The organism is Streptomyces sp. NPDC002619, assembly GCF_042889305.1.
Classification (GTDB): Bacteria; Actinomycetota; Actinomycetes; order Streptomycetales; family Streptomycetaceae; genus Streptomyces.
In genome coordinates, this window is the sequence record NZ_JBIAQV010000001.1 from 445,537 (window position 1) to 459,098 (window position 13,562).

The following is a 13,562-nucleotide window of genomic DNA, read 5'->3' on the forward strand; positions in this document are numbered from 1 at the left end:
CGGGGTGGCGGCGCGCCGGGTGGATCCCGGGTGATGCACAGAACGGACAAGGACGGGAACTGACATGGGTGAACGGCAGAGCGACGGCGGGCTGCCCGACCGTCCGCACGTGCACCCTGGCGGGACTCTCTCCGGACCGCCGCGGCCCCACGATGACGCCACCGGCCTGGAGGCGCGGTTCGCCGCTGCCCTGCGTACGGCGCCTGTCGCGCCCGAGGCCGAGCAGCGGGCCCTGGCCGCGTTCCGGGACGCCAGGGACGCGGGGGCGCACCGGGCGCGGACCCGGCGGCGGGACGACTGGCGGCCCCGGGAGCCTTGGCGTGCGAGGCTCTCCGTGAAGACCGCGCTCTCCGTGCTCCTCGCGAGCGTCACACTGGGCGGTGTCGCCGTCGCGGCGATCGGCGGTTCCTCCTCCGGCGGCTCGCACGACGACCAGCGCCGAGCGCACCCGTCGACGAGCGCGCCACAGCGTTCGTCCGCCGAGGCGTCCGCCGAATCGTCCGTCCACCCGGACCGCCCCGACACCGCCAAGGACACCCTGGCGAAGTGCCGTGCGTACGAGCAGGTCAGGGACCGGGGCAAGGCGCTGGACTCGACGGCCTGGCAGCGGCTCGTGACGGCGGCCGGCGGCGAGAAGAACGTCGCGGTCTACTGCGCCGCCCAGTTGGCAAGCGCGGACGGGCAGAACAACGGCCGGAGCAGCGGGCAGAGCAACGGGCAGGGCAGCGCCGGGAACAGTGGCCAGAACAATGGTCGGAGCAGCACGCAGAACAGCGGCAAGGGCACCAAATCCGGCAACAGTGCCGACAATACCCAGAAGACCAACGGGAATCAGTGATCCCGGTCACCCCGGACCGGACCGGCGGGGCAACAGCCACCGCCGAGGCAACGGCCGGGGCCGCCACCCCCCACAGGAGAGGCCCCGGCCGTCGCGCGGCACGGGCCGCGCGGCGGCCCGTACTTCCTACAGCGCCATGAGTGCGTTTTCTGTCACACCTCACCGCGTCACGGTTGGTTGCATCTTGTACGGTCATGGACGAGGAGCTGTTTCAGGCCGTAACGTGCCATTCGCGTCGAGCGCAGATGCATGATCACTGCAACGACCGGCGGGCTCGAAGCCGCGACCATCTACTGAGGAACCACTTGTGCTGGGGGACGACGCGGAGCTGACCGCCGCGGTGCGTGCGGCGCAGGACGGGGACGAGACCGCTTTCCGGACTGTGTACCGCGCGGTGCATCCGCGGCTGCTCGGTTACGTACGCACGCTTGTCGGGGATCCCGACGCCGAGGACGTGGCGTCCGAGGCCTGGTTGCAGATAGCCCGCGATCTGGACAGGTTCAGCGGGGACGCGGACCGGTTCCGCGGCTGGACCGCCCGTATCGCCCGCAACCGCGCACTGGACCACATACGGATGCGCGGCCGCCGCCCCGCGATAGGCGGCGACGAAACGGAACTCACCGGCCGGGCCGCCGAGTCCGACACCGCCGGCGAGGCCATCGAGGCCCTCGCCACCAGCAGCACCCTCTCCCTCATCGCACAACTCCCGCAGGACCAGGCCGAGGCGGTCGTCCTGCGCGTGGTCGTGGGCCTCGACGCCAAGACCGCCGCGGAGACGCTCGGCAAACGCGCGGGCGCCGTACGCACCGCCGCCCACCGTGGCCTGAAGCGGCTCGCGGAACTGCTCGGCGAGGATCCGGAATCGGTCGGCGGTCTCGACGCGCTGCCGCCCCAGCGAGAACCGCGTCGTCGCGCGGTGACGTCCGCCACTGTGACGCATACGCGTGCGCGGACGCAGAAGGACATGTGATGGCCGACGAGCAGTACAAGTGGCTCACCCGTGAGACGGCGGAACGTCTGCTGCGCGGCGAGTCGCTCGAAGCCGTCGACGCCGCCGCCCTCGCGCGGGCCGAACGCCTCGCCAAAACCCTCGGCGCCCTGTCCGCCGACGGCGCTCCGGCCCGCACCGAACTCCGCGGTGAGGAAGGGGCGTTGGTCGCCTTCCGCAAGGCCCGCGAGGCAGCGGCGGGCGAGCGGGCAGCCGCCGTGGGCCACAGCGGCGGTGCAGCCGCGGCGCCCCCCGCCGCGCCCGCCCGGCCCTCCGACGCCGGCCTGGTGCGCCTCGGCCGCCCGCGCCGCACCGCCCACCGCTCCCGCGGAGCCCGCCCCGTACGGCTGGCGCTCACCGCGGCGCTGGCCACGTGCATGGTCGGCGGAGTGGCCGTGGCCGCCGGAACCGGAGTCCTGCCGACGCCGTTCAACGACGACCGGCCGGGGCCCGCCGCTTCGGTCTCGTCCGCGGCGACCCCCGAACTCCCGCTCGTCTCACCGTCCCCGGACGGCACCCGGGCGGGCGCGACCGGTACGCGCACGCCCGGCGGCACCCCGAGCGGAACCCCCGGCGGCTCCTCGCCCGACCGGGCCGGCCAGGACCCGGCCCTGGGTGGGGCCGACAGCAGAACCGGCCGCACCGGCACTTCGTGGAGCGGCGCGCCCTCGGCCTGCCGCGACGTCCGGGACGGCAGGGCCCTGGGCCTCGACCGCAGGCGCACCCTGGAAGGGGCGGCGGGTGGCTCGGCACGCGTATGGACATACTGCAAGAACGTCCTCGCGTCCACGTCCGACACCTCCGGCGATCAGGACCAGGACGGCAAGGGCGGCGGGAACGGCCAGGGCGACCACGACGAGGACGGCCACTCGGGCGGGCGCGGCGGCGGCAACGACCACCACGAGGACGGCGGCGTGGCCTCGCCCGTGCCGTCCGCGTTCGCCCCGCTGCTGCCCCGGCCGTCCGCCGGGAGCCAGTCCCCCGCGCCGAGCCCGAAACCGACTTCGCCGTCACCGGCGCCGTCGCTGTCGCCGAGCCCGACATACAGTGCGCTCTGACCATTACGAGCGCCCCTGACCTGCAGTTTCGTGAGTCGCCAAAGTTCTTCCGCACAGGGTGTGACGTTTTCCGCCGGTGGGACGCAGTACTCAGTGAGCCGACTGGTCATCGGCCGTCGCACTGAGCCGGGGTTCCCCCCGTACCCATGGCTCGTGCACCTGGCGCGGGCGGGACACGTTCCCCCGGTCCCGCCCGCGCCCAGCAAACCTCCCGGGGCTCCACCGCCTCACCAGTAGACGACGACCTTGTCACCCGTGCGCACCTGTGCGAACAGATCCGCGATCGCCGCCTCGTCCCGTACGTTGACGCAGCCGTGCGAGCCGCCCGCGTAACCCCGCGCCGCGAAGTCGTACGAGTAGTGCACCGCCTGGCCGCCGCTGAAGAACATGGCGTACGGCATCGGGGAGTCGTAGAGCGTCGACACATGGTGCCGTGACTTCCAGTAGACGTTGAACACACCCTCGCGGGTCGGTGTGTACTGCGCGCCGAAGCGGACCGCCACCGTCGACACCGTGCGCCCGTCGATCATCCAGCGCAGGGTGCGGCTGGTCTTGCTGATGCACAGCACCCGGCCGGTCAGGCACCGTGGGTCGGGCGCGGCGGCGGGCTGACCGCCCATCAGATACAGGTCCCACTTGCCCGGTTCGTGCGTCATCCCGAGCAGCCGCTGCCAGGTGACGGTGTCCGTCTTCCCCGTCCGGGGCAGCCCGCGCTTGCCCTGGAACCCCTCGACCGCCTTCTCCGTCAGGTCGTCGTACGTCCCCGTCGGTCCGTCGAAGAGCCAGGCGACCTGGCGCAGCCGGGCCTGGAGCTCGCGCACGTCGGTGCCGGTGTCACCGCGGGACCACAGGACGCGGGCCGGCGGGGACGGGGTCGGGGTGGGTGTGGTGGTGGCCGGCGCGGGGTCGGCCTCGCGGGTGGTGCCGGGACTTGTCGGCTGCCTCGTGGCCGGGACCTGGATGTGCACCGGGGAGCGGTGCTTGCCGCCGTCGGTGCCCGGGGCCTGCACGGTGCAGCCGCAGAGTACGGCGAGCGCGGCGGCCGAGGTGAACGCGGCGGTGGGCCGGCCGGCGCTTCGGGTGATCCCCCTGATTCTCATGCCAGGGATGTTTCCCCGCGTGACCGCCGGCGAACTCCGGGGCATGGTGGGAGTAACAGACGTCCCAGCGGAGGCAGACACCATGACGCGTGAGTCGGAGTCCGGACTGCCGATCGAGCCGGTCTACGGGCCGCGGGACCTGGCCGGCTGGGACCCTGTGAAGCGGCTGGGCGAGCCGGGCGCGTACCCCTTCACCCGGGGCGTGTACCCCACGATGTACACCGGTCGGCCCTGGACCATGCGCCAGTACGCCGGCTTCGGCACGGCCGCCGAATCCAACGCGCGCTACCGGCAGCTCATCGCGCACGGCACCACGGGCCTGTCCGTCGCCTTCGACCTGCCCACCCAGATGGGCCACGACTCGGACGCGCACCTCGCGCACGGCGAGGTCGGCAAGGTCGGCGTGGCCGTCGACTCGATCGACGACATGCGGGTGCTGTTCGACGGGATTCCGCTGGACCAGGTGTCGACGTCGATGACGATCAACGCCCCGGCCGCTCTCCTGCTGCTCCTGTACCAGCTGGTGGCGGAGGAACAGGGCGTGCGGGCCGACCAGCTCACCGGGACGATCCAGAACGACGTGCTGAAGGAGTACATCGCCCGCGGCACGTACATCTTCCCGCCGAAGCCCTCCCTGCGCCTGACCGCGGACATCTTCAAGTACTGCCGCGCCGAGATCCCGAAGTGGAACACCATCTCCATCTCCGGCTACCACATGGCCGAGGCGGGCGCGTCTCCCGCGCAGGAGATCGCGTTCACGCTCGCCGACGGCATCGAGTACGTCCGTACGGCGGTGGCCGCCGGCATGGATGTCGACGACTTCGCGCCCCGCCTCTCCTTCTTCTTCGTGGCCCGTACGACGATCCTGGAGGAGGTCGCCAAGTTCCGCGCCGCACGCCGCATCTGGGCGCGCGTGATGCGGGAGGAGTTCGGCGCGAAGGACCCGAAGTCGTGGATGCTGCGCTTCCACACGCAGACCGCGGGCGTCCAGCTGACGGCCCAGCAGCCGGAGGTGAACCTGGTCCGGGTCACGGTCCAGGCGCTGGCCGCGGTGCTGGGCGGCACCCAGTCCCTGCACACCAACTCCTTCGACGAGGCGATCGCCCTGCCGACCGACAAGAGCGCCCGCCTCGCCCTGCGCACCCAGCAGGTCCTCGCCCACGAGACCGACGTCACGGCGACGGTGGACCCCTTCGCGGGCTCGTACGCCGTCGAGAAACTGACGGAGGACGTGGAGGCCGCCGCGCTGGACCTGATGGGCCGGGTCGAGGACCTGGGCGGCGCGGAGGCTGCGATCGAACGGGGCTTCCAGAAGGAGGAGATCGAGCGCAACGCCTACCGGATCGCCCAGGAGACGGATGCGGGCGAGCGGGTCGTGGTAGGCGTCAACCGCTTCCGGCTGGACGAGGAGGAGCCCTACGAACCGCTCCGCGTCGACCCGGCGATCGAGACCCGGCAGAAGGAACGTCTGGCGAAACTCCGCGCCGGACGGGACCGGGGCGCGGTGGAGGCGGCCCTGTCCGCGCTGCGGAAGGCGGCCGAGGGGGAGGACAACGTCTTGTACCCGATGAAGGAGGCGCTACGGGCGCGGGCGACGGTGGGCGAGGTGTGCGACGCGCTGCGGGAGGTGTGGGGGACGTACGTCCCGTCGGACGCGTTCTGACACATGGCATCCGCCCTCTGACCTCTGGCCCGAAACCAGAAACCCGAAATGTCGTACCCGCGTGCGACACTCCTTTCCATGTTCGGCGTCATCGATCTCCCCACCTATCTCGCGGGCCTCGTCCTGATCGTCCTGCTGCCCGGCCCCAACTCCCTGTACGTGCTGTCCGTGGCCGCCCGGCGGGGCGTCCGCGTGGGCTACACCGCCGCCGCGGGCGTGTGGTGCGGCGACACCGTGCTGATGACGCTGTCCGCGGCCGGCGTCGCCTCGCTGCTCAAGGCGAACGCCGTGCTGTTCGGGATCGTGAAGTACGCGGGCGCCGGATATCTGACCTGGCTGGCGTTCGGCATGCTGCGGGCCGCCTGGGGGATGTGGCGGACGCGGCGCGACCAGGCGACCGAGGACGCGGCTCCGGCTCCGGCCGGGGACGAGCGGCCGTACCGCCGCGCCCTGGTCATCAGCCTGTTCAACCCCAAGGCGATCCTGTTCTTCGTCGCCTTCTTCGTGCAATTCGTGGACCCGGGCTATGCCTACCCGGCCCTCTCCTTCGTCGTCCTCGGCACCTTCGCCCAGCTGGCCAGCTTCCTCTACCTCAGCGCCCTGATATTCAGCGGCACGAAGCTGGCCACAGCCTTCCGCCGCCGCAAACGCCTCTCGGCGACGGCGACTTCGGCGGCGGGGGCCCTGTTCCTCGGCTTCGCGGTGAAGCTGACGCTGGCGAGCGCGTAGCGCCTGGCCCAGCGGGTGTCCGTCGGAGCCTGTCGCGTTCTGTATCGGCGGCACCCTCCACGGTCCGCCGTAGGGCCACCAACGGACGGCCACCTCTCAGTCGATATGGCTGGTCCAGCCGAGCTCGAGATAGGTACGGGCCGTGGTGGCGGGGATGCCGACCACCGCCGCGGCCTCACTGGGTGTCAGCTCCTCCCAGGCGACGAGCAGCAGCAACTCCCGTTCCTCGGGTGGAAGCTCCGCGAGAAGCGATCGCAGCCTGGGGGCGATCGCGGTTGCCACGAGCCGGTCGTCCACGGCCTCCCACGGGTCATCGCGGGTGGGCCCCGGCAGATCGGCCCGGGGTGCCATGACGCGACGCCAGTGCGCGGACAGGACGTTCCCGGCCACGCCGAACAGCCAGGCTCGTACGGAACCGCGAGCGGGGTCGAAGCCACGACGCGCGGCGTACGCCCGCAGCCACAGCTCGGCGAGGAGATCGTCGGCCGCCTGGGGCGCACGGCGCGCGAAGTAGCCGTGCAGGTCGGCCGAGTGACGTTCCACGAGCGACGTGAAGGCGACCGGATCCCGAACACCGCGGGTCGGCCGCTTCTGATCGTCCGGGTGTTTGGTCACGGGGCCTCCGTCTCAGGACCGCCGGTCGGCGATCTCACCCTGTACTTGTCGCGCGGACGCCGGAGCGTTCGCGAGGCAAGAAGGGCCGGCGGCCTCGGGGCATGACGGCGCCCCGGTCACCGAAGCGTCCATGGGACGGGTGACCGTGGCGCGTGGGACGGGTCAGCGCTTGGCCGCTCGGGCACTGCGGAGGGCGCGGGTGACGACCGGCGGGAGCAGGTCGACCGCGACCCGGCGGGCCCGGCTTCGGCGTGGAGTGTGCCGGGAGCGGGGGGCCGGGGACGGCGACGCCGTGGTGGGCGCGGGTGCGTGCGGCGACGCCGTGGTGGGTGCGGTCAGGGTGATCGGCGGCTCTTCGGGGTCGGCCGCGTGGCGGGAGAGCGGGAACGGCGGGGCCTGCATGCCCTTGGACTTCAGGCGGATGATGCGGTGGCCGGCCGCCTGCTGGTCGCTCAGGTGACAGTCCGTGCGCTCCCGGACCATCGCGACCAGCTCCTTCTGGATCGGCTCGGGGTCGCCCCACGTGCCGTACAGCTTCTGCGTGCTCAGGCAGATGGGGCGGAGGCCGCGGTTGAGCACGGCCTCCCACGCGGCTATCGACACGCCGGGCGTGTGCTCGGAGCGGAAGTCGTCGAGGACCACGATCCCGTCCGGCACCAGCAGGTCCTGCGCGGCGCCTATGTCGCCGTACACGTGCTCGTACAGGTGCGACCCGTCGACGTGCACGAACCGGCAGGAGCCGGGCTCGACCTCGTCCGGCACGATCGAGCTGGGGCCCTGCAGGACGCGGGGAAGCTCGTCGTGGAAGGAGAGGTAGTTCTCCTCGAAGACGCTCCGGGTCAGCTTGCTGTACGACTTCGTCGACTCCGCCTGGTTGGCGTCGTCCGGGGCGTCGCCCTCGAAGAGGTCGCACACGGTGTACCGCTCCCCCGGTTGCAGATGGCTGCCGGTGAAGATCGCGCTCTTGCCCATGTAGACGCCGACTTCGAGCAGATCACCCCGTAGTCCGGCGGTTTCCTGCCTACTCAGGAACCAGTCGAAGAGCAGCTGGTCGAGCACGGGGAACCAGCCGGGCACGTCGTCGAGACGGCGGGGCAGTCGGGTCGTTTCCTGGGTGGTGGCCATGCGGAGGAGGCTCTCCCTCGATACGGCAGTCTGTGGGAACCCTGCAGAAAACCTGTGGTACAGGCAAGGGCACCACGGTGCCTTCCCTGGGGGCGGATTCAAAACCCAATACGAGGTGAACGGAAACCCAACTTCGTCCGCTGCAAGCCCTTCTTGAGACGCGGACCCAACGGTTTCTCCACCAAGCGGTGGATCAGCCAGGCCAGGACCAGCATGCCGAGCACCGTCACCACGAGCGTCGTCCACGCCGGCAGGCCGGCGCCCCGGTGCAGCACCCGGATGACGAACCAGCCCAGGTGTTCGTGGATCAGGTAGAAGGGGTACGTCAGCGCCCCGGCCGTGCTCAGCCAGGGCCAGGCCGCCCGGCGCGTCCAGCCGAGGGCGACGGCCGCCACGGCGAGGAAGCACAGGGTGACGACGAGCACGATGATGCGCGGGTCCCGCTGGAAGTCGCCGTGCATCCCCGGCTGCCACAGCCCGCGCGTGGCGCTGCTCTGCCCGAGCAGCCAGGAGGCGGCCACGATGCCCCACAGCAGCAGGTCGCTGCCGAAGCGGTGGATCAGGTAGAGGGCGAGTCCGCCGATGAAGAAGGGCGCGTAGTCGGGCATGATCAGCTGCTCGGTCAGTTCGTTGTGGGCGCTCTTGGCGATCACCGCGGCCAGCGTCCACACGCAGCAGAACAGCACCACGCGGCGATAGGTGACGCCGCGCGCGACCACGAGCAGCGCGAACAGGGCGTAGAAGCGCACCTCGACCCAGAGCGTCCAGCACACGCCCAGGACGCGGGGCACGCCCATCGGCATCTGGAGCATCGTGACGTTGACCAGGAACTCGTCGAGGCGCAGCGGCTTGAGGACGACGGGCAGGACGAAGGACGCGGCGGTGACGAGGACCAGCGCGACCCAGTAGGCGGGGTAGAGGCGGGCGACACGGGAGCGGAAGAAGTCACCGAGGGTGCGGCCCCAACTGCTCATGCAGATCACGAAACCGCTGATGACGAAGAAGAACTGCACGCCCAGACATCCGTACACGGTGATCTCGGGCAGGACCGGGAACAGCCGGGCGGGGCTCTGGCCCCAGGACCCGGAGATGGTCCCGCCGCGTCCGGCGTAGTGGTAGAGGCAGACCATCAGCGCGGCCACGAGCCGCATGCCGTCGAGGGCGAGGAGTCGGCCCCGGCGAGTGCTCGGGGCGGGGGAGGAGGGGGTCTGCGCGACGGTGGGGGGAGAGGCGACAGGAGCGAGGGTGGGGGATGAAGGTGCCATGATCCAAGTCGCCTACCCGGGCTTGGTGCGATCATCTACGGCGATCGAGGCAATGTCCCCAGGACGAAGGAGCCCCGACCCCGTCACCTGGGTCAATCACAGGAACGTCTTGGTTGACAGCCCAACGATTCTTCCAGCGGTACCGGTTTGTTAACCCGAATGTCGTTTTGCCTTCCTAGTTTCTCCATCCACCCCCACGTATTAGTAAACGCAGGGAATGCGGCGGCAAACCCGCTCTTTGCTTGGCAAAATCAGGAGAGCTATGACGAGGGTCCAGAACAGGCGGACACCTGCGGGTGGAGGGGAGCTGGACGACTGCTTGCGCGCCTGTGCCGTGCACAGTGGCAAACTCGTCGGCAGCCTCGACCGCCGCCGCGCGGAGCTCGGCGAGCAGCTGCGCAAGCTGCTCGTGGTGTGTGCCACCGCCGGCACCACCGCCCCCGCGCCCGCCCCGGCCGGCGGCGCGACCGCCATGCTCAAGCGCGCCGTCAAGGGCGCGACGGCCCCCTCCGGCGGCATCGGCAACGAGCTCCTCGACGCTCTGCTCGCCGTCGCCAACAAGGCCCTGGAGTGCGGGTACAACGACGAGCTGAACCTCGCCCTGATCATCAGCGACACCGTCCTCGCCGAGCGCAAGAACTCGCGCGCCGGCTGGCGGCTGCGCGCCCGCGTCCTCGAGGCGATCGGTGAGGAGCGCGAGGCCGTCGAGGCGTACGAGCGCTACCTCGAGCTCACCACCGACGACGGCTTCGGAGTCGCCGCCCGCGTCGCCGGACTGCGCCGCGCCGCTGACCGTGAGCGCGACCTGATCACCCTGCTGCGCGGCCAGGTTCCGGGCGCCGCCGAGTTCGCCCGCGGCCCCGCCACCGACGTGTGGGCCGAGGGCCTCGCCCTGCACGCCCTCGGCGACTGGAACGCCGCCGAGCCCCGCCTCGTGGGAGCGCTCCTGTCTCTGGCCGAGGACGAGGCCCCGGTGACCGACCGGCAGGAGCTGCTCAGCCAGTACCTCGACCTGCGCACCGGCCTGGCCGGCGGCGACCCCACCGCCCTCACTGAGGCCGTCGCCCTCTACGCCGAGCAGCGCCGCATCCGCATGCGCGGCCCGGTCGCCAACCCCACCGTCGACGGCGTGAAGTGGGTCACCCTCGGTGAGTTCCGCAACCTGATCGCCGGCAAGTCGATCTGCCTGATCGCCAACTCCGGCCGCGTCGGAGCCAGTTCGATGGGCAAGGAGATCGACGACTACGACCTCGTCGTGCGCTTCAACTCGTACAAGATCGACCCGAAGCACACCGGCAGCCGTACCGACATCCACGCCACCATCCACAAGCACGGCTTCAACTGGGACAAGCCGGTGACCACCCGGCTCGTCTTCGGCGGCGTCTCCGGCGACTGGAAGCACTCGCTGCGCAACCGCCTGGTGCCCGGCGCCCAGCAGTACCTCGGCGACGAGACGCTGCGCTGGCCCCTGCGCAACATCGGCCAGCTCGGCAACGATGTCTGGTCCGGCATCCCGACCACCGGCTTCAACATGCTGTGGCTGCTGGACTTCCTGGACGTCAGCCCCACCCTCGACCTGATCGGCTTCGACTTCTACGAGAGCGGCGCCTACCGCGTCCAGGAAGCGATGAAGCTCGCCATCACGTCCGTGCACGAATACACCAGCGAGAAGGCATGGGTCATGCAGCGGGCCCAGAGCGTGACCGACATGAGGATATCCCTGCGATGACCACGACCACCCCTACGGCGAGCGTCACCCCGGCCACCGACGCGCGCACCCTCACCGGCAAGCGCCGCATCGCCTTCGCCAGCTACGTCGACGAGAACTACCTGCCGGGCTTCCTGAACCTGCTGCGCAGCCTCGCCCTGTCCAACCCGGGCGTCTGCGAGGACTTCGTCGTCCTGTACGACGACCTGCGCCCCGCGTCGATCGCCCGCATCCGCGCCCTGCACCCGCGCATCGTGCTGCGCCGCGTCAACGACACGCACTACGACTCGTACGTCAAGGGCGACCAGGACAACTACCTGGTGCGCAAGGCGTACTTCATCCTCGACATCTTCCGGCTGCGCGACTACGACACGGTCATCACCCTGGACACCGACATGGTCGTCCTCGGTGACCTGGGCGAGCTGCTGAAGCTGCGCGAGGGGCTCGCGGCCGTCCCGCAGTTCTTCTACGGGCAGCACAAGCTCAACTCCGGGCTGCTGGTCATCCAGCGCGAGTACCTGTCCGACGAGTTCTGCGCGAAGATCGACGCCACCGGACGCAGCGGCGACTACGAGCTCGACAAGCACGATCAGGGCATCCTCAACGCCGTCCTCGACGGTGACTTCGTGCGCCTCGACGCCCGCTACAACTTCGTCAAGCGGCGGCTGTCCGGCGACCTGCCCGTCCCCGACGACACCGCCATCCTGCACTTCACCGGCCGCCACAAGCCCTGGCAGGGCGGCGAGACCGGGTACGCGCAGGCGGAGGACCGCTGGCGCGAGTTCGAGCTGAGCGACGCGGAGTTCCAGGCCGCGTTCCTGGCCACCAGTGGCGCCCTCCACCACGACCTGCTCGTGCACTTCGGCACCCCGCACGTCCGCCGCACCGGCGACGTCGAGAGCGCCCGCCGCGTCGCCGCCGCGCACATCGCGGCAGGTGACTACCAGGAGGCCGTGGAGCTCCTCGAGGGCGTCCGCATCCCGCTCGACGAGGCCTGGCCGCACGAGGTGTTCGGGCACGCCCTGATGAGCGTCTCCCGGTACGAGGAGGCGAAGACGCAGCTGCTGATCGCCACCGCCGCCCCCAACCGAGCCGCCACCGCCTACTCCCGGCTCGCCCAGATGGCCTGGGTGCACGGCGACAACACCGAGGCGCTGCGGTACGCCACCGCCGGCCTCTCCGTCGACATCACCCACCGCCCCAACCGCATGTGGGCGCAGCGTGCGGCCGCCATGCCCGCCCAGGAGCAGGGCGCCGCCGAGGACCAGCTCGCGCACGTCGCCTTCTACATGGACCGCCAGGGCAACGCCGGCGACAAGCTCCTCCCGGAGACGGTGAGGCTGTCCTTCGGCCCCGACCACACCTCGCGCCGCTGGCACTCCGTACACGCCCACCGGCTGTTCGACAAGGCCGCCCTGGAGCGGGTCAACGCCCGGCGCGGCCTGGTCATCGGCGGCGGCGGTCTGTTCATCCCGGACACCATGCCGAACGGCAACAGCGCCTGGCAGTGGAACGTCCCGGACGAGCACCTGCGCGCCATCGACGTGCCGATCATGGTCTTCGCCGTGGGCTTCAACGCCTTCGACGGACAGTCGTACCGCGCCCAGCGCTTCAACGAGAGCCTGCGCCTGCTGGTCGAGAAGTCATCCTTCTTCGGTCTGCGCAACCACGGCTCCATCGACAAGGTCCGCTCGCTGCTCCCGCCCGAGCTGCACGACAAGGTCGTCTTCCAGCCCTGTCCGACCACGGTCAGCCGCCAGCTGATCGCCGGCTGGAGCGACCCGCTGTACCGCGACGACACAGTCATGCTCAACGCCGCCTACGACCGGGCCGGACTGCGCTTCGGGCACGACTACGCGCACTTCCTCGCCGAGATCGCGAAGGCGGTCCGGTCCATCGGCGCCCACACCGAGGTCAAGTGCGCGGCGCACTCCCTGGACGACGAGCGCATCGCCTTCGACCTGCGCCGTGAGCACGGGATCTCGCTGCCGGTGATCCCGATGTACGACTTCGACAACGACGAGATCCGTGAGACCTACGCCAAGACCAAGCTGGTCATCGGGATGCGTGGGCACGCCGGAATGATCCCGTTCGGCGTCGGCACGCCCATCATCAGCCTGATCTCGCACCCGAAGATGGCGTACTTCCTGAACGACATCGAGCGTCCCGAGTGGGGTGTCTCCGTCCACGAGCGCAACCTCGGCCCGATGCTCACCGAGCGGGCGCTGGACATCCTCGACCACCACGCCCGCACGGTGGCCGACGTCCACGACCGCCAGGAGCGGCTGTGGAAGGTCACGCAGGACAACCAGGCCCGGATCCAGAAGATCCTGGCCCGGTGACACAACGGGCGCGGGGGGGGGGGGGGGGGGCCCCCCCCCCCCCCCGGGGCGCGGTGTGGGGTGGGCAGGGGGGGGGGGTGAGCGACGTAAGACCCCGCGCCGATTTCGCGCCGTGCGGGGCCAAAGGCGGC

At 70.8% G+C, this 13,562-nt stretch carries 11 protein-coding genes; 7 read left to right on the plus strand and 4 right to left on the minus strand.

What is annotated here, in order from left to right:
* Positions 1–64 precede the first annotated feature (64 nt).
* The 3 genes from ACFYXB_RS02270 to ACFYXB_RS02280 all read left to right on the plus strand — a co-directional run bounded on the left by ACFYXB_RS02270 (position 65) and on the right by ACFYXB_RS02280 (position 2,884).
* Positions 65–838, plus strand: a complete 774-nt coding sequence (locus ACFYXB_RS02270) for a hypothetical protein (protein WP_389576888.1) — start codon at positions 65–67, stop codon at positions 836–838.
* Between the two features lie 307 nt (positions 839–1,145).
* Positions 1,146–1,808: an RNA polymerase sigma factor gene (locus ACFYXB_RS02275; RefSeq protein WP_351346352.1), complete on the plus strand. Its 663-nt coding sequence runs from the start codon at positions 1,146–1,148 to the stop codon at positions 1,806–1,808.
* Positions 1,808–2,884, plus strand: a complete 1,077-nt coding sequence (locus ACFYXB_RS02280; protein ID WP_389576890.1) for a hypothetical protein — start codon at positions 1,808–1,810, stop codon at positions 2,882–2,884. The genes ACFYXB_RS02275 and ACFYXB_RS02280 overlap by 1 nt, the downstream gene beginning before the upstream one ends.
* A gap of 227 nt (positions 2,885–3,111) precedes the next feature.
* Here the strand turns inward: ACFYXB_RS02280 and ACFYXB_RS02285 are convergent, their stop codons facing one another.
* Positions 3,112–3,984 (minus strand): L,D-transpeptidase family protein, encoded by an 873-nt coding sequence (locus ACFYXB_RS02285; protein WP_389576892.1) that lies wholly within the window; start codon positions 3,982–3,984, stop codon positions 3,112–3,114.
* Positions 3,985–4,066: 82 nt separating this feature from the next.
* Between ACFYXB_RS02285 and ACFYXB_RS02290 the strand changes: the two genes are divergently transcribed.
* Both ACFYXB_RS02290 and leuE read left to right on the plus strand, forming a co-directional pair.
* Positions 4,067–5,647 carry a methylmalonyl-CoA mutase gene (locus tag ACFYXB_RS02290; RefSeq protein WP_389576894.1) on the plus strand — a complete coding sequence of 527 codons (1,581 nt, stop codon included), beginning with the start codon at positions 4,067–4,069 and terminating at the stop codon, positions 5,645–5,647.
* Positions 5,648–5,725: 78 nt separating this feature from the next.
* Complete coding sequence (leuE, locus tag ACFYXB_RS02295; RefSeq protein WP_389576895.1) at positions 5,726–6,376, plus strand: leucine efflux protein LeuE; 651 nt, start codon at positions 5,726–5,728, stop codon at positions 6,374–6,376.
* 96 nt (positions 6,377–6,472) lie between these two features.
* Here the strand turns inward: leuE and ACFYXB_RS02300 are convergent, their stop codons facing one another.
* The 3 genes from ACFYXB_RS02300 to ACFYXB_RS02310 all read right to left on the minus strand — a co-directional run bounded on the left by ACFYXB_RS02300 (position 6,473) and on the right by ACFYXB_RS02310 (position 9,381).
* Entirely contained in the window at positions 6,473–6,991 is a 519-nt protein-coding gene (locus tag ACFYXB_RS02300; protein ID WP_389576897.1) for an RNA polymerase sigma factor, read from the minus strand.
* Between the two features lie 162 nt (positions 6,992–7,153).
* Entirely contained in the window at positions 7,154–8,116 is a 963-nt protein-coding gene (locus ACFYXB_RS02305; protein WP_389576899.1) for a class I SAM-dependent methyltransferase, read from the minus strand.
* 98 nt (positions 8,117–8,214) lie between these two features.
* Positions 8,215–9,381, minus strand: a complete 1,167-nt coding sequence (locus tag ACFYXB_RS02310; RefSeq protein WP_389576900.1) for an acyltransferase family protein — start codon at positions 9,379–9,381, stop codon at positions 8,215–8,217.
* Between the two features lie 334 nt (positions 9,382–9,715).
* On the opposite strand from ACFYXB_RS02310, the gene ACFYXB_RS02315 reads away from it, so the two are divergent.
* The gene (locus tag ACFYXB_RS02315; protein ID WP_389576902.1) at positions 9,716–11,110 is read left to right on the plus strand and encodes a glycosyltransferase family 29 protein; all 1,395 of its coding nucleotides are present in this window, start codon (positions 9,716–9,718) and stop codon (positions 11,108–11,110) included.
* A complete protein-coding gene (locus ACFYXB_RS02320) occupies positions 11,107–13,431 on the plus strand; it encodes a glycosyltransferase (RefSeq protein ID WP_389576903.1) in 2,325 nt (774 codons plus the stop codon). Before ACFYXB_RS02315 ends, ACFYXB_RS02320 begins: the two co-directional genes overlap by 4 nt.
* Positions 13,432–13,562: the final 131 nt, after the last annotated feature.